Genomic DNA, 20232 nt, shown 5'->3' with positions numbered 1-20232 from the left:
GGCCTACTCCTTGGCGACGCGCTTCATGTCCGCATCCATCATCATGCGGATCAAGGTATCCAGGTCGGTTTTTGGTTTCCAGCCGAGTACGCGCTGGGCTTTGGCAGGATTGCCGAGCAGCACTTCGACCTCGGCCGGGCGGAAGAACGCCGGGTCGATCTTGACGAAATCGCGGTAGTTCAGGCCGACGTGGTCGAAGGCGATGCGGCACATTTCGCGCACGGTGGTGGTCACGCCGGTGGCGACGACGAAGTCATCTGCCTTGTCCTGTTGCAACATCAGCCACATGGCTTCGACATAGTCGCCGGCAAAACCCCAGTCACGTTTGGCGTCGATGTTGCCCAGACGCAACTCCTGCTGTTTGCCCTGCTTGATGCGCGCGGCGGCGTCGGTGACTTTGCGGGTCACGAACTCGATGCCGCGCAGCGGTGATTCGTGGTTGAACAGGATGCCGCTGCTGGCGTGCAGGTTGAAACTCTCGCGGTAGTTCACGGTGATCCAGTGGCCATAAAGCTTGGCCACGCCGTACGGGCTGCGCGGGTAGAACGGGGTGTTCTCGTCCTGCTGCTCGGCCTGGATCAGGCCAAACATTTCACTGGTGGACGCTTGATAGAAACGCGTGTGCGGGCTGAACTGGCGAATCGCTTCAAGCAGGTGGGTGACCCCCAGGCCGTCGACGATGCCGGTGGTTACCGGTTGATCCCAGGAGGCAGCGACGAAGCTTTGCGCTGCCAGGTTATAAACTTCGTCCGGGGCTGACTTGATCACCGCGCGCTGCACTGAGCAGGCATCGGCCATGTCGCCGTCCAGGTAAACGATGTCGCCCTCGACCCCCATCTCGCGCAGGCGCCAGCGCGAATCACTGCTGCGCCGCGCAACCAGGCCGTGAACTTTATAACCCTTGTCGAGCAGCAGTTTGGCCAGATAGGCGCCGTCCTGCCCGGTGATCCCTGTGATCAGTGCACTTTTTGTCATTCTTCATTCACTCGCTTCTCCCAGTCGGACAGGATCGCCCGCAGGGATTGTTGTGTTGTGATTCCAGGCGCCCATCCTGTGGCCTGGGCAAGCTTGGTATGGCTACCGCAAACGCGACGCTGATCCGCGCGGCGAAGGCGCGCAGGATCCTGAACCAATTGCACGTCGACCTGGGCGAGGTCCCCCATCTGTTCGATCAGACTGCGGATGCTTTGCTCGCGCCCCGAGCAAATGTTGTAGACCTGCCCCGGCGCGCCCTTTTCCAGCAGCGCCAGGTAGGCCGATACCACGTCACCCACATCGAGGAAGTCCCGCGTGACGTCGATATCACCGACTTCCAGTTGCGGGGCTTGCAGGCCTTGTTTGATTCGGCAGATCTGCCGCGCGGCACTGGCAATGACGAAGCTGTCTTTCTGCCCGGCGCCGATGTGGTTGAAAGGGCGTGCGACCAGCACTGACCAGCCTTCGCTCAACCCCCATTGCAGGCTGAGGAATTCCGCCGACAGTTTGCTCACGGCGTACGGGTTGCGCGGGCAGGGTGGCTGGAGTTCGGTAATCGGTAATTCGGGTTCGCCGACCTGGCCGTAAACGTCGCCAGAGCTGACATACAAAAAGGTACCGTTGAAGCCGCGAGCCTTGAGGGCCTGAAGCAGATTCAGAGTGCCGAGCAAATTGATATTGAAGGTGTTTGCCGGATCGCGGAACGCTTCGGGGACGAAAGTCTGCCCGGCCAGGTGAATGACCGCGTCGGGTAACTCCGGCCACAGGCCGTCGAGGCTTTGCGGCTGACTCAGGTCGTAGCGCTCAGGCACAGGCAGAAGCTCCCAACCCGAGGCATCAACCCTCAGACGGGATTGGATGTGCTGACCTACGAATCCGCTCAGACCCGTAACGAACAGACGTTTTTTCAAACAGCAGCCCCTTGGTCATTTATTTCGTCCATTTCCCGCAGGCTATGGGGATATGTCTGACAGACCGGTTGGATTCCTGGGTCGAAAGACAGGCGAAATGGTTTGTTGTAATTATTTAGGCGTCAATTTGTGCCAACTTCGCGGCAATTTCAACAAGTCCTTCCGTGACTGATCAGTTCTCGTCAGCGTTAGCTGATTTATTCTGGCGGGGCGGTTCCCGGATCCTCGATGGATGTGTTTAGAATGCCCCTCGTCACGATTACTCAGGGTTCGGCCGATTGTTTTTGAACCTTGCGAAACTGGCCACTAAAACAAGAACGTAGACGAGCAAGAAGACGCTGGACGAGGGCCGGAGAATTTCGACTCGATCTTGCGCTTTGCTGTCATAGAGTGGGGCTGCCGGGACGGCGGTTTCATCGTGGGATGCCATGAATTTCATTCTTTACTCAGACGTCAATGACAGCTCCATCAGCCAGAGCCTCGGTCGTCCTGAATACAGTTATTTCTTCGTCTTGAAGGCTTATCGCCCTGTGCTCGAAAGCCTGGGGCGGGTGCATGTGGTGTCGTCGGTCGCAGAAGTCGACCCGCTGTATCGGCAACTGCAACAGGCCGGTGAGCAATGCCTTTTTCTTTCGTTCTCGCCGCCGCACAAAACCCCGACCGACCTGCAATGCCCGATGGTATGTGTGGTTGCCTGGGAATTTGACTCGATCCCGGCCGAGCACTGGGACAACGATACGCGGCATGACTGGAGCCAGACCCTGGCGCGCCATGGTCGGGTGATTACCTTGTCCAGCCACACGGCTCAAGCCATCCACCGAACCATGGGTGAAGACTTCCCGGTATTGGTGTTACCCACGCCGTTGTGGGAACGCTTCGCCGATGTGCGTCAAGTGTACCCGAGTAATCCGGTGAACCAGGGCACCACGTTGCAGATCAAAGGCTGCATCATCGACAGCCATGCCCTGGGGTTGTCAGCCGATGGTTTGATCGCGCCGCTACTCGACGAGCCGGAACTGCAAAGCGGTGCCGAGAGTGTTGAAGAACCGCAACCTGAGCCAACGCCTGAACCCGAACCGCAAGTCTTGGCGCCGCCACCGCTGACCCTGCGGCGGCGTGCCGTCATCAGCAAACATTACTTGTGGCTGTGGTATCGCGAAGCTGTGCGCGACCTGGTGCCGGATCCCGTTCATGCGCTCCTGGTCCGGTTTCGCTCGCTTGCACGACTGGCTGAACCCGCGCCATTACCGCAGCCTGAAGCGTTGCCAGTGGTGACAACCGGCAACGAAGCGCCGGAGCCGGTCGAGCACCCGCAAGCCATCCTTCCCGATACCAGTCAACGCGTCGAAATCAACGTCAGCGGCGTGGTGTACGTGAGCGTGTTCAACCCCGACGATGGCCGCAAGAACTGGCACCATCTGATCACCGCGTTCTGCTGGGCCCTGCGCGACGCGCAAGACGCCACGCTGGTGCTGAAGATGACCCAGAACGACTTGTCGACCTATTACGTCGAGCTGATCACCTTGCTCTCGCAACTTTCGCCATTCGCCTGTCGTGTCGTGATCATGCACGGCTACCTGCAGGACGAGGAGTTCGCCAGGCTTTATGGCGCGGCGAGTTTCTACGTCAACGCGTCGCGCTGCGAAGGCCTGTGTCTGCCGTTGATGGAGTTCATGTCTTGCGCCCGGCCGGTGATTGCGCCGAACCACACGGCGATGCGTGACTATATTGATGAGCGGGTCGCATTCATCGTCAAGTCCAGCCATGAGCCGACGATCTGGCCGGAAGACGCGCGCATTCTCTATCGTACCCTGCGCCATCGGCCGGACTGGGGCTCGCTCAAAGCCGCCTATGAGGACAGTTACGCCATGGCCAAAAACCATCCCGAGGCCTACCAGGCGATGGCCGCGGCCGCCAATGAACGCATGCGCGAATACTGCAGTTTTGCTCCGGTTCAGCAGCGTCTGGCGCAATTCCTCGGGCAGGTGCCGGGCAGCGAAACCAAGCCGTTGGCCGCAGAGGCCGGGATTGCATCATGCTGATCATCATTCATTCGGAAACCAACAAGAGCAACGTCCAGCAGAACCTGGGAAAGCCCGAGTACAGCTACTACTTTGTCCTCAAGGAGTTCCGCCCGGTGCTGGAGCGACTGGGTCAGGTCATCGAAGTCAGCAACCCTGAGGAACTGGTCGATCGCCTGTATTTCGATTGCTTGAGCCGTGGCGAAGACTGCGTCTTTCTGTCGTTCTCGCCGCCCCATCGCACGCCGGTTCACTACGCGTGCCCGACCATCCCGGTGTTCGCCTGGGAGTTCAGCACCATCCCCACTGAAAGCTGGCAGGGCGAACCCCGCCATGACTGGCGCATGGTGCTGGGTGCATCCGGGCGCGCGATAACCCATTCGACCTTCACGGTAAATGCCGTGCGCGATGTGATGGGCGCCGATTATCCGATCTGCGCCATCGCGGCGCCGGTGTGGGATCGCTTTGCCGCACGGGGCGAGCACCTGATCAAGCGTCCGGTGGTGGAGCCGGTGCGGCTTAACCTGCGTGGCCTGTTGATCGACAGCCGCACTACGGATTTGCGCCCCTATGGTCCGCCAGCGTTGCGCGAAGGAACCCCGATCTCCTTTGCCGGGCCGCCGCAGGATTGTCAGTTGCAGCTTGAGGGCGTGGTCTACACCTCGGTGTTCAATCCTTACGACGGGCGCAAGAACTGGCAGGACATGATCAGCGCGTTCTGCACGGTTTTCCGCGACACCCCCGATGCGACTCTGGTGCTAAAACTCACTCACCATGACATCGCCAACGCGTTGAACGACATGCTGCATCACGTCTACAAAAATCAGTCGTACCAGTGCCGGATCGTGCTGATCCACGGCTATCTGGCAGACGTTGATTACGAGAGGCTGGTCCAGGCCACCAGTTACGTGGTTAACAGCTCTTACGGCGAAGGGCAGTGCATGCCGCTGATGGAGTTCATGTCTTGCGGCAAGCCGGCGATCGCGCCCCTCAATACAGCGATGGCCGATTACGTCGATAACGATAATGCTTTCATCGTCGACTCCACTGATGAGCTGACGTCCTGGCCCCACGATCCCCGGGCGGCCTATCGCACGCTGCGTTACGTGACGGATTGGGATTCCTTGTGTGCGGCCTATCGCGCCAGCTATGACGTGGCGAAAACCGATGTCGAACGCTACGCCAGCATGTCGGCTCATGCGGTCAGCAGTCTGGAGCGTTTCTGCAGCCAGGCCGGCGCCGAAGCGCGACTGCGGACATTTTTCGAACAGCGATTGCAACAGCTCCGGGCACCCTCCGTGGAAGCCTCTGACGCATGATCCGCCGTCTGCTTGCACGATTTCGCCCGGCACCACTGCCTGCGCCTGCGCCAGCTCCGCTCGATTGTCTGTCGCCGCGGGATGTTGGCTTGCATGACGCTGTCCTTGACGGTTGGTTTCTCAATGACAGCGGCGAACTGCTCAAGGGCTTTGCAATAACTGCTGATGACACCTTGCTTGATGTTGGTTGTGGCGAGGGTGTGGCGTCTTTGTTTGCGGTGCGCCAGGGTGCATCGGTGATTTTCACCGACAGTGAAGAGGACAAGGTGCGCGACCTCGCCCGGCAAATTGAAGCGCTAAGCAGCAAGCCGAATCTGGGCCTGGTCAGCAACAGCCTGCCATTGCCACTGGCCGATGGTTGCGCGAGCAAGGTGGTGTGCATGGAAGTATTGGAGCACATCGACCAGCCCGAGCCATTCATGGCCGAACTGGTGCGAATGGGCCGCCCCGGCGCGCAGTATCTGCTCAGTGTGCCGGCACCCGTCGGTGAGCACTTGCAGCAAGGCATCGCCCCGGCCAGTTATTACCAGGCGCCCAACCATGTCCAGATTTTCACCCCGGAGCGTTTTGCCGCCCTGGTGGAGGACGCGGGTCTGGTGATCGAGCATCGTCAGGCCAGTGGATTCTTCTGGGTGATGGGCATGATCTTTTTCTGGGCCAGTGAGCGCGCCGCCGGGCGTGATCCGGGCGGCGCAGTACGCGACCGGATTCAGGCACCGTACCCACCGCTGATGGAAAGCTGGGCGCGAACCTGGCAAGACCTGCTGGCTCGTCCAGACGGACTGGCCATCAAGCAGACGCTCGACCGCTTCATGCCCAAGAGCCAGGTGATCATTGCCCGCAAGCCACTGAATGCGGAGGGCCGTCATGAACGCTAAACGGATCATGGACATTGAAGTACTGCGCGCTATCGCGGTGCTGGGTGTCCTGTTCCATCATTTGCAGGGATCGCTGTTCACCGACTCCGTGCCAGCGCTGGAAAAAATCCATGCATGGGCGCAGCCATGGTGGGGCGTCGACCTGTTTTTTGCGATCTCCGGATTCGTCATCGCTCGCAGCCTGATACCCGCGCTGCAAGGTTGCAGCACGCGCCAGGAGTACTGGGAACAGACGCGTAATTTCTGGTTGCGACGAGCGTTTCGCCTGTTGCCATCGGCCTGGTTGTGGCTGGCGTTGATGCTGCTGGCGTGTGTGTTCCTCAACCGCTCGGGGGCGTTCGGTTCACTGTACGCCAACCTGCAAGCCACCCTGGCGGGGGTGTTTCAGTACGCCAATTTCCGCTTCGCCGACAGCTTCTTTCATTACGAATACGGCAGCAGTTTTGTGTACTGGAGCCTGTCGCTGGAAGAGCAGTTTTATCTGCTGTTTCCGCTGTTGATTCTGCTGTGCCGCAAACATCTGGTGTGGGCCTTGTTGGCATTGGTCGCCGTGCAGCTGTTCACCCTGCGGACACCCTTGCTGATGGTCGTTCGTACCGATGCACTGGCCCTCGGTGTGCTGCTGGCGATGTGGAGCGCTCAGCCGGGCTACCGGCGCTGGGAGCCGACCTTTTTGCGTCATCCATGGGCGGGCGTGTCGACGTTCATTGTTGTCGGCATGCTGTTGAGCTACATGGCCACCGATCGTTTCACCTTTGTCAGTTACCGCATCGGCGCGATCGCCGTGCTCAGCGCGCTGCTGGTATGGATAGCTTCCTACGACCGCGATTACCTGTTGCCAGCCGGCCAATTGCAACGGTTGATGGCCTGGATTGGCAGCCGCTCCTACGGTATCTACCTGATTCACATTCCGGCCTATCAACTGGTGCGTGAGCTGATCTTTCGCTTGCAGGGCGCTGGCATGCCGAGCCCTGCCGGGCATCCGGTCCTCACGTTGTTGATCGCTTTCGGCCTGATCGTAGTGCTCAGTGAACTGAATTACCGCTTTATCGAAATGCCTATGCGCAACCGTGGTACCGCTCTGGTCAAGCGCCTCGGTACGTCACGAACCGCCGTCCCATCCTCTGGAGCCACCTCATGTTGAGCCTTTTGAAGAAACTCACGGCGGCGACGCCTGCACCGGCCCCGACGCAGCCTGTCGCGCCGGTTGCCGACAAGGTCGATCCGTACATGCTTGGTCTGCACGATGCGATGCTCAGTGGCTGGTTCAACCAGGAGACCGGCGAGTTATTCAAAGGCTTCCCGGTGACGGCTGATGACACGCTGCTGGATGTCGGCTGCGGAGATGGCGGCAATGTGCACTTTTGCGCTATGCGCGGAGCCGGCATCATCATTGCCGACATCGATGGCGCCAAGGTCGAAGCGACTCGCCAGCGCCTGAGCGACACGCCGGCGCGGGGCGTCGAGTGCCACGTCACGGACTGCAATCCGCTACCGATTGCCGATGCCACCGCCACCCGGGTGGTGTCTACTGAAGTCATCGAGCATGTCGACGACCCGGCGCAGTTCCTCGCCGAGCTGGTGCGGGTGGGCAAGCCCGGGGCACTGTATTTGCTCAGCGTTCCGCACCCGAGTTCTGAAGATCTGCAAAAAGATATCGCCGCGCCGCAATATTTCCAGAAGCCCAACCACATTCGCATCATCAGCGAAGAGCAATTCAAGGCGATGGTCAGCGACGCTGGCCTGGAAGTCATCAGCCATAGCCAGTACGGGTTCTATTGGTCAATGTGGATGCTGTTGTTCTGGGAAGCCAAGGTCGATTTCAGCAACGCCGACCATCCGTTGCTCAACCATTGGGCCGACACCTGGCAGGCGGTTTTGTCCTCGCCCCGGGGTGCCCAGATCAAACAGGCGCTGGACGCGGTCGTGGCAAAAAGTCAGGTGATCATTGCCCGCAAGCCAATGGATGCGTAGGGTAACGAGCAGAGCGACAAAGGGCCTTGAGAGGCCCTTTTTGCATTTCAGGAACAAGGTTATTCATGGCATTTTTTACCCGCTTGAGCGTTCTGCTGGCAGCGCTGTTTCTCAACGGTTGCGAGCGTCAGGACGCGCCGCCGCTCGATCAACAACTGTATGTCTGGCAACGGCAATGGACGCCAGCCCATGACGCCGCGCTGCGCGACAGCCACGACGATTTTTCGACCTTGCGTGTGCTGGCCTTGCAGGCGTTTTCCCAGGCTGGCTGGAGCCGGGCACGAATCGATCCGACGCTGCTCAAGCGAGATGGCCGACCACTGATTGCAGTGATTCGTTTGGACGGGCAGCTCAAGAAGTTGGATCGGGACGAGGTCACGGCGCAGATCCAGCAGGTACTTAGCGATTGGCAAGGGCAGGGTCTGGTGCTCTCCGGGGTGGAAATCGACCACGATGCGGGCAGCGCCCGGCTACCGGTTTACCGCGAATTTCTAGCGCATTTGCGCGCCGCATTGCCGGCCTCCTTGCCACTGAGCATCACCGCTTTGCCGGCCTGGCTCGACAGCCCTGAATTGCCGGCGTTGCTGGCGACGGTCGACAGTAGCGTATTACAGGTGCATGCAGTGAGCGATCCGCGGCGCGGATTGTTCGACGCGGATCAAGCGCGCCAATGGGCCTGGGCCTGGAGCCGCATCACCAGGAAGCCGTTTTATCTGGCCCTGCCGGCTTATGGCGTGGCGTTGTTGCCGGGAGACGCTGGCGCACCCGTCGTGGAAAGCGAGGTGCCTATCGAAAGGGTTGGCAAACGCCGTGAGTTGTTGGCCGACCCGCTGCAACTGAGCGAACTTGGCGCCCGGTTGCGCGCTGATCCTCCTGCTCATCTGGCCGGGTTGATCTGGTTTCGCCTGCCACTGGTCACTGACCGCAGGGCCTGGAGCCTGACGACTTTGGCGGCTGTCGCACGGGGTGAAACCCTCGACAGTCGTCTGGGCTTGAAGCTTTCGGCGCAGGACGGGCTCTACGACATCAGCATCAACAATGAGGGCAACCTCGACAGCGCCTGGCCCGAACGCCTGACGCTGGCGGTGCAGGGTTGCGAAGGTGCCGACGCATTGGCCGGTTATACATTGCAACAGCAACCGCAGATGCTTACCTTCACGCGCCTGCGCTACGGTCGAATTGCGGCCGGCGGGCAGCGCGCCATCGGTTGGGCTCGCTGCGCACACATTGATCAAGGAGGTTCGAATGTTCACCCGTAATTGGCCGCGTCATTTGCTGTGCCTGAGCCTCAGCCTGCCGCTGGGGTCGGCTCTGGCCTGCGGTCCGGACTTCCCCATGCGTCTGCTGGACAACCGTGGGCAGTCGCTTGCAGAGCTGCCGGAAGGCAACTTCGCTTTCGAGATCAGTCGCCTCGGCCAGGCCATCGCGGGGCTGAAAAACGTCATGGCCGCCACCCACAATCCGGATTACAGCTACGGCGATACGCCTGATTATGCCGATCAGCGCAGTGCAACCGAACAGGCTGGCTTGACGCCTGAGCAGCAAGCGCTGGTGCAACAACTGCGCAGCCTGACGGATGCCAATCAAGTTGTAGAGCAAGGTTCGAACCTGCCGGCCGAGTACAGGTTCTATCTGGCCGGTGCCGTGGCGTTCAACGCCGGTAACCATGAGCTGGCTGCCGACTACTTTCAGAAAGTACTGGCGCTGCCGATGGATCAACGCCCGCTGCGCAGCACCTGGGCGGCGTACTCGTTAGGGCGGGCGCTGTTCGCCCTGAGTTCAGAGGCGGGTGCCGACCCCGACCTGTTGACTCAAGCTCGAAAGGCCTTCGAGCAAACTCGACATCTAAGCATCGATGGCTTCAGTGATCCGCTGGAACTGGGTGTCGCCAGCCTTGGTGAGGAAGCCCGGGTGGTGCGCACAGCTGGCGACTGGAACCGGGCAATCGAGCTCTATGCCGCGCAAAATCTCCACGGATCGGCAGTGGGCTACAGTTCGCTGAAACTGTTGATGGCTGATCTGGCAGCGATGCCAGAGGACCAACTCGCCGAACTGCTCAAGGGTAAACCGGTGCAGCAGTTGGTGACTGCGTCGCTGATCAGTCGACTCGGCTGGTCATTTGGTGATGAATCGGAAAACCAGAAGAAACTGGTCAAGACGTTGCAGAACACCACTCGCGGCAGCCTTGAAAACGCCGATCGACTGGCGGCGATGAATTATCAGCAGGGCGATTACGCCAGTGCCAAGGCTTTCCTCGAACATGCCGGGGATGGCGGGCTGGCGTGGTGGCTGCGGGCAAAACTGGCCGTGCGTGAAGGCGATAAAAGCGCTGCGGCCGCAGCATATGCCAAGGCGGCCCTGGCCTTCCCACAGAGTGAGGCGTGGGGCGAGCGACGCACTCCGGACTTCGATTACGAAGCGCTTGCGCCCAAATGTCGGGTCGAGGGTGAAAGCGCAATTCTCGCCCTGCAACGGGGAGACTACCTGCAAGCCTTCGATCAACTCTATCGCAGCCAGGGCGTCTACTGGTTCGACGCGGCCACCGTCGCTGAACGGGTGTTGACCCTCGAAGAGCTCAAGCAATACGTCGACACTCAGGTGCCGGCACCACCGGTGCTCAGCCAGCAGGATCGCGACAATTACGTGCCCTTGCCGGTGGCTGCGAGCCTGCGAAATCTGCTTGGGCGGCGATTGTTGCGTGAAGGGCATTACGAGCAGGCGCCGGCGTATTTCGATAACCCCGGTTTGCAGAACAAGGCCAGGCTGTATGGCCAGCAGCGTCAGACTGCCGATTCGGCGTGGTGGCCGACCCGGCGCGCTGCAGCGCTGTTCAATGCTGCGTGGACGGCGCGGGAGTGGGGGATGGACATTCTCGGCTATGAAATGGCGCCGGACTACGCCACGTTGGGTGGTAATTTCAGCCTGGGAAGCACTGAGCTCAAGGTCGGCCCGCTAGTGACTGAAGACGAGGTGAAGCGCCAGCAGGCCAGTGCCGCTCAGCCTGAGGAACGTTATCACTATCGCTTTGTGGCCACGGCGCTGGCCAGTCGATCCGCGGACAATCTGCCGCATACCAGCCAGGCGTTTGCCGCCGTGCTGTGCGAGGCGTCGGGCTGGAACAGCAGCCTTGCGGACCAAAGAGCGCTATACCAGCGTTACGTCAAGGAAGGGCCATACGTGGAATGGGCGGCCAACTTCGGTCATCAGTGCCCGTATCCCGACTTCGAGAACGCCGACAAGCGCTACGTGACCCAAGTGACCGACGCCGCGCGTTCGGCGTTGCGGCCCTACAAGACGCCGCTGCTGCTCGGTGGCGTCGGGCTCATTGCCGCGGTGTTGTTGATCAGTCATCGGCGCCGCAAGGCTCGGTAGGGCTTAAGCCTGTTGCACGAAGGTCAGCCGCACCGCGAACCCGATCAACAGGCTGCCGAACAGCCACTGCTGCAGGCGCTGGGCTGAGGGGCTGCGTTGCAGCCAGCGGCCAAGCGCCGCGCCGACCAGGGCGTAGGCGCTGTCGAACATGAGGCCGACAGCGACCAGCACCAAGCCCAGCTTGGCAAATTGACCGAGCACCGACCCGGCTTGCGGATCGATGAACTGCGGCAGCAGCACCGAGCAGAACAGCAACGCCTTGGGATTGAGCAGGTTGGTCAGCAGGCCGCGCTGGATTGCTGTTCTCCAGCGTGGTTTTTCACCGCTCGGGTCAGCACCGCCGAGGCTCGGCAACATCGTGGTTCGCAGGCACTGAATGCCGATCCACAACAGGTACGCAGCACCTGCCAGGCGCACAACGTCGAACGTCCAGGGCGCCGTCTTGAACAACGCCGCAAGTCCCCATGCCGCCAGCGCCACGTGACAGGCCCGGGCGACAGCCAGGCCTACCGCCGTGGCCAGCGCGGCACCTTTGCCCTGGCGGGCCCCCGTCTGCAACAGCAAGATCATGTCCGGCCCGGGCAGCAGGTAAATCACTGCCAGTGCCGGGAAAAACAGCCAGAGCCCTGTCATGTAGCACCCCATTCGTTGTCGATTCGGTACGGCCAGTCTAGGGCTGAAGGGCAGGGCAGGTGGTTGCGTAGTCAGCTTCTAAAGAGCACTGGATTGGCATAACCTGCCATTAAAGAAAGGTTCAACCATCAGGATCTGCCAAACCATGAAACTGGATGCCTACGACCGCAAGATTCTCGCCGCGCTACAACGGGACGGTCGCCTGAGCAATGTGCAACTGGCTGACGAGATCGGCCTGTCGGCCTCACCCTGTTTGCGCCGGGTGCGGATGCTCGAAGAGGCTGGGGTAATTCGCGGTTACCAGGCCAACCTGGATCGGGATGAAGTCGGGTTGGGTTTGACCGTGTTTGTCGGGGTCAAGGTCGAGCGTCATAACGATGAACAGGCCGAGGCCTTTCGCCTGGCAGTGACGGCATTGCCCGAGGTGATATCGGCGTTCCTGGTGTCAGGGGAGTCGGATTTTCTGCTGCAAGTGGTGGTGCCGGACCTGCGCGCCTATGACCATTTTCTTACTGGCCGGTTGCTGACGCTGCCCGGCGTGAGCGATATCCGCAGCAACTTTGCGATTCATACGGTGAAGACCCCGGGGGCTTTGCCGTTGGAGCATTTGCCTGCTTGAAAAAAAAAGATCACAGCTTGCAGCAGCTCTCACCGATCTAAGTAGGCGCTGCCGCAGCTGCGAGCTTTCGACCTTGCTACATCTGCGTCGCCATCCCCTCCACATTCATCGCCGCCTGGCGCAGCGCCTCGGAGCGCGTCGGGTGTGGATGGCAAGTCAGGGCAATGTCTTCGGCCGAAGCGCTGAACTCCATGGCCACGCAATATTCGCCAATCAACTCACTGACACTTGGGCCGACCAGGTGCACGCCGAGGATTTCGTCGGTGCGTTCATCGGCGATGACCTTGGCGAAGCCCTCGGTCTCGTGGTTGATCTTGGCCCGGCTGTTGGCGGTGAAGGGAAATTTACCGACCTTGTACGCCCGACCTTCGGCTTTGAGCTGTTCTTCGGTCTTGCCGACACTGGCCAGCTCCGGTTTGGTGTAGATCACACTGGGGATCAGATCGTAATTGACCTCCCCGGCCTTGCCGACGATCTGCTCGACGCAGGCCATGGCCTCGTCTTCGGCTTTGTGCGCGAGCATGGGGCCTGAGGTCACATCGCCAATAACCCAGACGCCTGCCGCCTCGGTGCGGTGGCCCTTGTTGGCGAGCATGCCGCGCTTGTCCGTGGCGAGGCCGACATTTTCCAGCCCCAGGCCCTGTGTATACGGTCGCCGTCCGATGGCCACCAGCACGTAATCGGCCTCAATCAATTCGGCAGTACCGCCCGCGGCGGGTTCGACGCTGAGCTGGACACTGTTGGCGGATGCAGTGGCGCTGGTCACTTTTGAGCTCAATTTGAAACTGATGCCTTGCTTGCCCAGTGAGCGCTGCAGAGTCTTGCCGGCTTCGACGTCGACCCCGGGACAGATTCGGTCGAGGAACTCGACGACCGTCACCTGCGCACCCAGACGTCGCCACACGGAGCCCAGCTCCAGCCCGATCACGCCAGCTCCGATTACCACCAGATGTTTAGGTACCTCGGCCAGCGACAGGGCGCCGGTGGAATCGAGGATGCGCTGGTTATCGATGTCCACGCCGGGCAGGGGAGTGGGCTCGGACCCGGTAGCGATGATGATGTCCTTGGCGCTCAGTTCAGATTTGCCACCCGCATTGTCTGTCACCGTGACTTTGCCCGGACCGTCTATGTGGCCCCAGCCCTTGATCCAGTCGACCTTGTTCTTGCGAAAAAGAAACTCGATGCCCTTGGTCAGCCCGCTAACACTCTCATCTTTCTGCTTCATCATCTGGGCCAGATTCAGGCTGGGTTTGACCTCGATCCCGAGGTTGGCGAACTCCGCTCCCATGGCCGCATCGTAAAGTTCGGAGGCGTGCAGCAATGCCTTGGAAGGCATGCAGCCGACGTTAAGGCAGGTTCCACCTAGTGTCGCTCGTCCTTCGACGCAAGCCGCTTTCAAACCCAGCTGACCGGCACGAATTGCCGCGTTGTAGCCGCCTGGACCACCGCCGAGTATTACGACGTCATAAATGCTCATGGATCTGCTCCTTGGATTTGAAAGGGGATCGAATGGTTAAAAGTAGTCGGTGTATAAACCAAGGACGCAATTTGTTTGTCCTCGCGCGTGCCGCTCAGGCATTTGGTTCCACGTGGAACAAAATGATTTAAGCGGCGTTGATTTCTCGGCCAGGGATGAAAAACGACAGCCTTTAGAGCGTTCATGTTTTCGAACTGTGCGGCTGATTCGTAGTCACTGAATTGAGGGCACATCTTTTGTGCATTCGCGACGATGAGTCGAGGTGGCGCGAATCATTGGAATTGGCTATTCAATCGGTAGCCGGCTATTTTTCAAAAAGATGGTCTACCCTCTGATCAGAAGTCTGAAACAAGGGGAATTTTCATGCTCGCGCAACTTCCACCGGCCTTACAGAATCTGCAGTTACCGCTTCGCCTGCGACTCTGGGACGGCCACGAATTCAATCTGGGGCCGACGCCCAGCGTCACGATTGTGGTCAAGGACCCGCAAATGGTCACCCAGTTCACCCATCCCAGCCTGGATGCGCTCGGGGCGGCATTCGTCGAAGGCAAGCTGGAACTCGAAGGCTCCATCAGCGATGTGATTCGCGTCTGCGATGAATGGAGTCAGGCCTTGTTGAACGAGGAAGACGACAATCAGCCGGTGCGCACCGTCCATGACAAGGACACCGACGCCAAGGCGATCTCCTATCACTACGACCTTTCCAATGCCTTTTATCAGCTGTTTCTCGACAGCGACATGGCCTACTCCTGCGCATATTTCGAAACCGGCAGCGAAACCCTTGAGCAAGCCCAGCAGGTCAAGTTTCGGCATTTGTGCCGCAAATTGCGCCTGCAACCTGGCGAATATTTGCTGGATGTTGGCTGCGGCTGGGGCGGACTGGCGCGATACGCGGCGCGAGAGTTTGGCGCGAAAGTGTTCGGTATCACGCTGAGCAAGGAGCAACTGGCGCTGGCCCGTGAACGGGTCAAAGCCGAGGGCCTGGAGGACCTGGTCGAACTGCAATTGCTCGACTATCGCGACCTTCCCCAGGACGGGCGTTTCGACAAAGTGGTCAGTGTCGGCATGTTCGAACACGTCGGTCACGCCAATCTCGCCGAGTACTGCAAAACCCTGTTCGGCGCGGTGAAAGAGGGCGGTCTGGTGATGAATCACGGTATCACGGCCAAATCCATCGATGGACGGCCGGTGGGACGCGGTGCCGGTGAGTTCATCGGGAAGTTCGTATTTCCTAACGGCGAGTTGCCGCACCTGTCGATGATTTCCGCCGAGATCAGCGAGGCTGGGCTGGAAATCGTCGATGTCGAGAGCCTGCGCCTGCACTATGCGCGTACGCTGGATCACTGGAGCGAACGTCTGGAGGACAACCTCGACGCCGCCTCCAGACTGGTGCCGGAACAGGTGCTGCGGATCTGGCGCCTGTACCTGGCAGGGTGCGCCTACGGTTTCGCAAGGGGCTGGATGAACCTGCACCAGATTCTCGCGGTGAAAGCCCACGCCGATGGCAGTCATGAACTGCCATGGACCCGGGATGATATCTACAACCCTTAAAGAATCGGCGCAATAAGTCGGGCGACCCGCATGCCGACTTTTTGCAGGCGGTGGGCCTCCCGGCCTTCATCCTTGGCGATTTCAGTGGCTAGGGCGAAGTCGTCGTTCAGCATCTGTTCCACCTCGGCGGCGAACTTTCTGTCGACGGTCAGCAACATCACTTCGAAATTCAGGCGGAACGAACGGTTGTCCATGTTGGCGCTGCCGATGGCACTGAGCTCGTTGTCGATCAGCAACACTTTCTGATGCATGAACCCGGGTTCGTAGCGGAACATCCGCACACCTGCGCGCGCGGCTTCGAAGGCATAAAGACTGGAAGCGGCGTAGACGATACGGTGGTCAGGCCGGGCCGGCAGGAGGATCCGCACATCGACGCCGCGCATCACTGCCAGGCGCAAGCCGGCGAACACCGCCTCGTCAGGAATGAAGTAGGGCGTGGTGATCCATATCCGTTCGGTGGCAGCGTAGATAGCTTCAAGGAAGAACAATGAACATGTCTCGAAGGAGTCTGCCGGGCCGCTGGCGAGTAATTGGCATAGCACCCCGTCGTCAGGGTAGACCTGTGGAAGGATCAGCGGTGGCAGTTTACGCGCCGCCCAGAACCAGTCCTCTGCAAAGGATTCCTGCATGCAGGCTACTACCGGGCCGCGTACTTTTACGTGGGTATCGCGCCAGGGTGCCAGAGGCGGTTTCTCGCCCATGTATTCATCGCCGACGTTGTGCCCGCCGACAAAACCAAGAACTCCGTCCACCACCACTATCTTGCGATGGTTGCGAAAGTTGACCTGAAAGCGATTGAGCCAGCCGCTGCGAGTGGCGAAGGCCTTGACCTCGACACCACCATCGCGCAATGCCTGTACGTATTTGCGGGGCAGGGAGTGGCTGCCGATGCGGTCGTATAGCAAATAGATCGCCACACCCTCGGCCGCTTTCTTCAGCATCAGGTTATGAAGGCGTTGACCGAGACGGTCGTCGTGGACGATGAAAAACTGAATCAGTACGGCTTCCTTCGCCTGGCTGATGGCCTCGAAAATGGCGTCGTAGGTGGCTTGGCCATTGATCAGCAGGCGCACTTCGTTGTTTGCCAGGCACGGCATATGTCCGAGCTTTGGCATCGCTCGCAAGGAGTCGTAGGCGCTGGAAGCACGAGCACTAAGCGCTTCTTCTACCCAAGGGCGCCAGTTGAGCTCGGAGATGGCTTTGCGCATCTCCTCGTTGGCCTGGCGGCGGGCCTTGATGTAGCCATCGAAGGTGCTGCGGCCGAACACCAGATACGGGATAAGCGTCAGGTAGGGTATGAAAAACAACGACAGGGCCCAGGCGATCGAGCCTTGGGCTGTGCGAACGGTCAGCACCGCGTGTATGGCCGCGATCATGCCAAGCGTATGCACCAGTGCAATGGTGTAACCGAAAATATGTGGTCCAAAATAATCCATGGGGGCAGCCCTGCTCCTGAAGATTCAATGCTTAACAGACCATGTTCCGTGCAGAATGTCGCTAATTAATTGGCCCATGAACCGAAGCCGACGGCTGACGTCTAACAGCCACTACTGATCAGGAGTTACTCAATGAACGTTCGTCTGCTGGGTTTGGCCATGGTGTTGGGGGTGGCACTTCCTGTCGCCGCTCAGGCTCAGATGCTTCAGCCAGGTTTGTGGGAGCTGACCACAAGCAACATGAAGGTCGATGACCAGAACATGCCGGATCTGCAATTGATCCTTGGACAGATCCAGAACCAGATCACTCCTGAACAGCGTGCTCAACTGGAGAAGCAGGGCATCTCCATGGGCGGCAAGGGCATTCGCGCCTGCCTGACCCCGGAGCAGGTCAGGACCGACGACATTCCGTTAACCGACCCGCAATCGGGCTGCAAGCAGGAAATCACCGAACGCACCGGTAATCAGTGGAAGTTCCGCTTCAGCTGTCCACGTGCCCAGGGTTCAGGAGTTGCCACATTCCTCAGTGATCGCGAATTCACTACCAAGGTCAACGGTACCTTCAACGCCACCGGTATTCAGCAGAAGGGTAGCCTAGAATCCCGCGCCGTGTGGCTGGGTGGAGATTGCGGCACAGTCAAGCCCAGGGCTTAAAGAAGTCCGGGATTACCTGGCAAGCTCGTTTCAACAATGGGTCGCAGTCATGCATCCGATGTGGGAGCGCGCTTGCTCGCGATGGCATCTGCACCGGCGGCGAATATACCCGGCTGGTTAAACCACTGGCACAGCGCTTCGATCTCCATCCTGCCAAAATTCGCCCCGTTGCGACTACGCACGCTGACAAACCCACCGGCTTCTTCCCTCTCGCCAATCACCACCAGATACGGCACGGTCTGGCTGTGTTCACGGAGCTTGTAGTGGACTTTCTCGTTGCGTAAGTCTGCACTGGCGCGGATGCCGCTTTGACGTAAGGTCTCGGTCACGGACTGGGCATAAGTCGCCTGTCGGTCGTCCATGCTAACGACCATCACTTGCGGTGGAATACGCCAATCCTGTAGTTCCTGGTGGCTGGACCAGCACGTGCCATAGATCCGTTGCTGCAACGTTCCGCTGATGTGATCCAGGGCGAACGCCTGCAATACCCTGGTAGCAGGCACCTGAGGGCCTGTGGTCAGGTAATCGGTGTCCCCGAGACGGTATAAAGACAGAGCCTTGGAGGTCCTTGCCATTTCCTGACGCCGGATTGAATGGTTGGTTGCCGCCAGCGCCTGCATGCGAGCTTCGATCAGCGGCAGATCGACCGGCAGCAACGGCTGCTCGACTACGAATTCGTAGTAAAACCCATCTCCCAATTCCGACCCCGCACGCAGTTGTGCCGTGGGGTGGAGCTGCTTGAGCGCCATGGCCAGCATCAGCGCACAGGAGCGGCGCAGGATCTCCAGGCCAGCTGGCTCCTTGGGCGTGACGATACTGACACGAGCATTCGCCTGGATCATGTGTTCGCAGTCAACCAACATCCCATCCACCCGACCTGCTACCGCTGCGCTGGCCAGACCCGAGCCAATGCTCGCAGCCAACTCGTGTACGGTCAGGGGCTGGTCGTATTCACGCAATGAACCGTCGGGCAAGGTGATCTGGATCATGTTGATATTGTTCTCGGCTATTTCGATCACATGCGCTAGCGTCTTAACCATAGAGGCAGTACCGGCCGCTGTCATTTAGACGATTGTCTTGCGCGGTCATCAACAGTGGCCTTCATGCTCAGAACTCGTTCTGCAAGGCTTTGTAGCCACGTACCAGATCGACGTTCGTACGAGCTACATCCTCGGAAAACTCCGAAGCACAGACACTCACCATTGGAAAACGGCTGAGGTCGGTTTCGGGGCCGATACGGGTGGTAGAGGCCACGTAAAAGGCATCCGGCAAGTTGCGGCCGTCGACCACCGAGTTGTGCCGTACCACGCAGCGGTTACCGACTACACAGTTGAACAGCACTCTGTTGAAACCGATGAAAACTCGATCGCCCACGGTGCACGGGCCATGAACAATCGAGCGGTGGGCGATGGAGGTGAACTCGCCAATCGTCACTGCCACTGCGTTGCATGGGTGTGGATGCAATCAATCATTTTACCTCCCAGTTGAAGGCGCTCTCGGCGATGGCGTCATGGGCATGAAGGCTTTCGGCGTGGACGACACGGATGTGGAAGGCGGTGATGCCCGGGGAGCGTTTCAGGGACAGGTTCAGGCGTCGGGCGGCGTCTTCGCAGAACATCAGGTTCTGACCGTTGGCCAAGGCAAATGCTTGTTCGTCGGCGCGCTTCACTGCTGTTTGTACAGCGGTGCCCAGTGCTTTTTCTGCGTTGTCGATGATCGCAATCAGCGGCAGATCATCCAGAAAGTCATCCAGCCGCAGTCGCAGCTTCGCTGTGCTTCGTTGGCTGTGGGGCGTGGCGACAATGCCGTTGGTAGAGCCGAGCCAAACCAGAACATCGGCGTGGTCCAGCGTGCGGTTAGCAAAATCATCGACAAATTTCTGCTGGATCAATTGACGCGATAGCGCTGCGGAACATGGGCAAGTTGAGGAATAAGGCACATCGATTTTTAGTTCCACGTGGAACATCGGGTATTTCAAATGCGCTTCGATGCTAACCGGATAGCTTTTCCAGCCGCTCAATGGACTGATCAATGCCGGTCTTTTCAGCAGCACTTGCATGTGAATTTTTAAGTGAGCTGCGTTGGATAGGCCTTCGTGGCTTTCAAGAAAGTTCTGCAGAACGCGCCGCAATGAAGCTGGAGACAGGCTTTCGTGCTCGAGCCCTTCCAAGGCCAGGTACAGCCGAGACATATGAATGCCGCGCGCGTTTCCATCATCCAGGCTGACACCGGCATCGACGCTCGCGTTCAGGCGCTGGCCATCGAACAACACGGGTAGAGCAATACCGCACATGCCCACGCACTCCAGCGGTATGGTTTCGTGTGAGGTTTGCGTGGCGATATCTGGCATAAGCAACGCGTTCATCGGCAGGTCCATCAGAGCAATTGATTGAAATGTTATAGTATATCAAT

The 20232-nt window shown here is 59.4% G+C and carries 17 protein-coding genes and 1 pseudogene; 10 read left to right on the top strand and 8 right to left on the bottom strand.

The window, feature by feature from the left end; genetic code table 11:
• Positions 1–3: 3 nt before the first annotated feature.
• Together gmd and AC07OG_RS01995 are read right to left on the bottom strand one after the other, a co-directional pair.
• The gene (gmd, locus tag AC07OG_RS02000) at positions 4–975 is read right to left on the bottom strand and encodes a GDP-mannose 4,6-dehydratase (RefSeq protein ID WP_060540254.1); all 972 of its coding nucleotides are present in this window, start codon (positions 973–975) and stop codon (positions 4–6) included.
• A complete protein-coding gene (locus AC07OG_RS01995; protein WP_495066088.1) occupies positions 972–1886 on the bottom strand; it encodes a GDP-mannose 4,6-dehydratase in 915 nt (304 codons plus the stop codon). Before AC07OG_RS01995 ends, gmd begins: the two co-directional genes overlap by 4 nt.
• Before the next feature lie 428 nt (positions 1887–2314).
• On the opposite strand from AC07OG_RS01995, the gene AC07OG_RS01990 reads away from it, so the two are divergent.
• From AC07OG_RS01990 to AC07OG_RS01960, 7 genes are all read left to right on the top strand, one after another.
• Positions 2315–3928, top strand: a complete 1614-nt coding sequence (locus tag AC07OG_RS01990; protein WP_495066087.1) for a glycosyltransferase — start codon at positions 2315–2317, stop codon at positions 3926–3928.
• On the top strand, positions 3922–5226 hold the full coding sequence (locus AC07OG_RS01985; protein ID WP_495066086.1) for a glycosyltransferase: 1305 nt from the start codon (positions 3922–3924) through the stop codon (positions 5224–5226). The genes AC07OG_RS01990 and AC07OG_RS01985 overlap by 7 nt, the downstream gene beginning before the upstream one ends.
• On the top strand, positions 5223–6104 hold the full coding sequence (locus tag AC07OG_RS01980; protein ID WP_495066085.1) for a class I SAM-dependent methyltransferase: 882 nt from the start codon (positions 5223–5225) through the stop codon (positions 6102–6104). Before AC07OG_RS01985 ends, AC07OG_RS01980 begins: the two co-directional genes overlap by 4 nt.
• Positions 6094–7248, top strand: coding sequence for an acyltransferase family protein (locus AC07OG_RS01975; protein ID WP_495066084.1), 1155 nt, complete (start codon positions 6094–6096; stop codon positions 7246–7248). The genes AC07OG_RS01980 and AC07OG_RS01975 overlap by 11 nt, the downstream gene beginning before the upstream one ends.
• On the top strand, positions 7242–8078 hold the full coding sequence (locus AC07OG_RS01970; RefSeq protein ID WP_218423483.1) for a class I SAM-dependent methyltransferase: 837 nt from the start codon (positions 7242–7244) through the stop codon (positions 8076–8078). Before AC07OG_RS01975 ends, AC07OG_RS01970 begins: the two co-directional genes overlap by 7 nt.
• 65 nt (positions 8079–8143) lie before the next feature.
• Positions 8144–9337, top strand: coding sequence for a DUF3142 domain-containing protein (locus tag AC07OG_RS01965; protein ID WP_495066083.1), 1194 nt, complete (start codon positions 8144–8146; stop codon positions 9335–9337).
• Complete coding sequence (locus AC07OG_RS01960; protein ID WP_495066082.1) at positions 9324–11450, top strand: hypothetical protein; 2127 nt, start codon at positions 9324–9326, stop codon at positions 11448–11450. Before AC07OG_RS01965 ends, AC07OG_RS01960 begins: the two co-directional genes overlap by 14 nt.
• A 3-nt stretch (positions 11451–11453) precedes the next feature.
• On the opposite strand, the gene AC07OG_RS01955 is transcribed toward AC07OG_RS01960, so the two are convergent.
• Positions 11454–12083 carry a LysE family translocator gene (locus tag AC07OG_RS01955; protein ID WP_495066081.1) on the bottom strand — a complete coding sequence of 210 codons (630 nt, stop codon included), beginning with the start codon at positions 12081–12083 and terminating at the stop codon, positions 11454–11456.
• A 145-nt stretch (positions 12084–12228) separates the two neighbouring features.
• On the opposite strand from AC07OG_RS01955, the gene AC07OG_RS01950 reads away from it, so the two are divergent.
• Entirely contained in the window at positions 12229–12702 is a 474-nt protein-coding gene (locus AC07OG_RS01950; RefSeq protein ID WP_495066080.1) for an Lrp/AsnC family transcriptional regulator, read from the top strand.
• Positions 12703–12778: 76 nt separating this feature from the next.
• On the opposite strand, the gene lpdA is transcribed toward AC07OG_RS01950, so the two are convergent.
• Positions 12779–14179 carry a dihydrolipoyl dehydrogenase gene (lpdA, locus tag AC07OG_RS01945; protein ID WP_495066079.1) on the bottom strand — a complete coding sequence of 467 codons (1401 nt, stop codon included), beginning with the start codon at positions 14177–14179 and terminating at the stop codon, positions 12779–12781.
• Positions 14180–14542: 363 nt separating this feature from the next.
• Here lpdA and cfaB point away from each other — a divergent pair, with 363 nt between their 5' ends.
• A complete protein-coding gene (gene cfaB, locus AC07OG_RS01940) occupies positions 14543–15730 on the top strand; it encodes a C17 cyclopropane fatty acid synthase CfaB (RefSeq protein WP_495066078.1) in 1188 nt (395 codons plus the stop codon).
• Here the strand turns inward: cfaB and cls are convergent.
• Entirely contained in the window at positions 15727–17166 is a 1440-nt protein-coding gene (cls, locus tag AC07OG_RS01935) for a cardiolipin synthase (protein ID WP_218423489.1), read from the bottom strand. The genes cfaB and cls overlap by 4 nt on opposite strands.
• A gap of 132 nt (positions 17167–17298) precedes the next feature.
• On the opposite strand from cls, the gene AC07OG_RS01930 reads away from it, so the two are divergent.
• Positions 17299–17820 (top strand): DUF3617 domain-containing protein, encoded by a 522-nt coding sequence (locus AC07OG_RS01930; RefSeq protein ID WP_218423490.1) that lies wholly within the window; start codon positions 17299–17301, stop codon positions 17818–17820.
• A 47-nt stretch (positions 17821–17867) separates the two neighbouring features.
• Here the strand turns inward: AC07OG_RS01930 and AC07OG_RS01925 are convergent, their stop codons facing one another.
• The 3 genes and pseudogenes from AC07OG_RS01925 to folE2 all read right to left on the bottom strand — a co-directional run bounded on the left by AC07OG_RS01925 (position 17868) and on the right by folE2 (position 20185).
• The gene (locus tag AC07OG_RS01925; protein ID WP_495066159.1) at positions 17868–18809 is read right to left on the bottom strand and encodes a His/Gly/Thr/Pro-type tRNA ligase C-terminal domain-containing protein; all 942 of its coding nucleotides are present in this window, start codon (positions 18807–18809) and stop codon (positions 17868–17870) included.
• Positions 18810–18927: 118 nt separating this feature from the next.
• Positions 18928–19260, bottom strand: a pseudogene (locus AC07OG_RS01920) (LbetaH domain-containing protein); the annotation flags it as partial.
• 28 nt (positions 19261–19288) lie between these two features.
• Positions 19289–20185, bottom strand: a complete 897-nt coding sequence (gene folE2 / locus AC07OG_RS01915; protein WP_495066077.1) for a GTP cyclohydrolase FolE2 — start codon at positions 20183–20185, stop codon at positions 19289–19291.
• Positions 20186–20232 lie beyond the last annotated feature (47 nt).

It is taken from the genome of Pseudomonas sp. GW821-FHT09H03, from assembly GCF_059415945.1.
The sequence above is the reverse complement of the archived record's forward strand: the minus strand, read 5'-3'. Positions and strand labels throughout refer to the sequence as shown.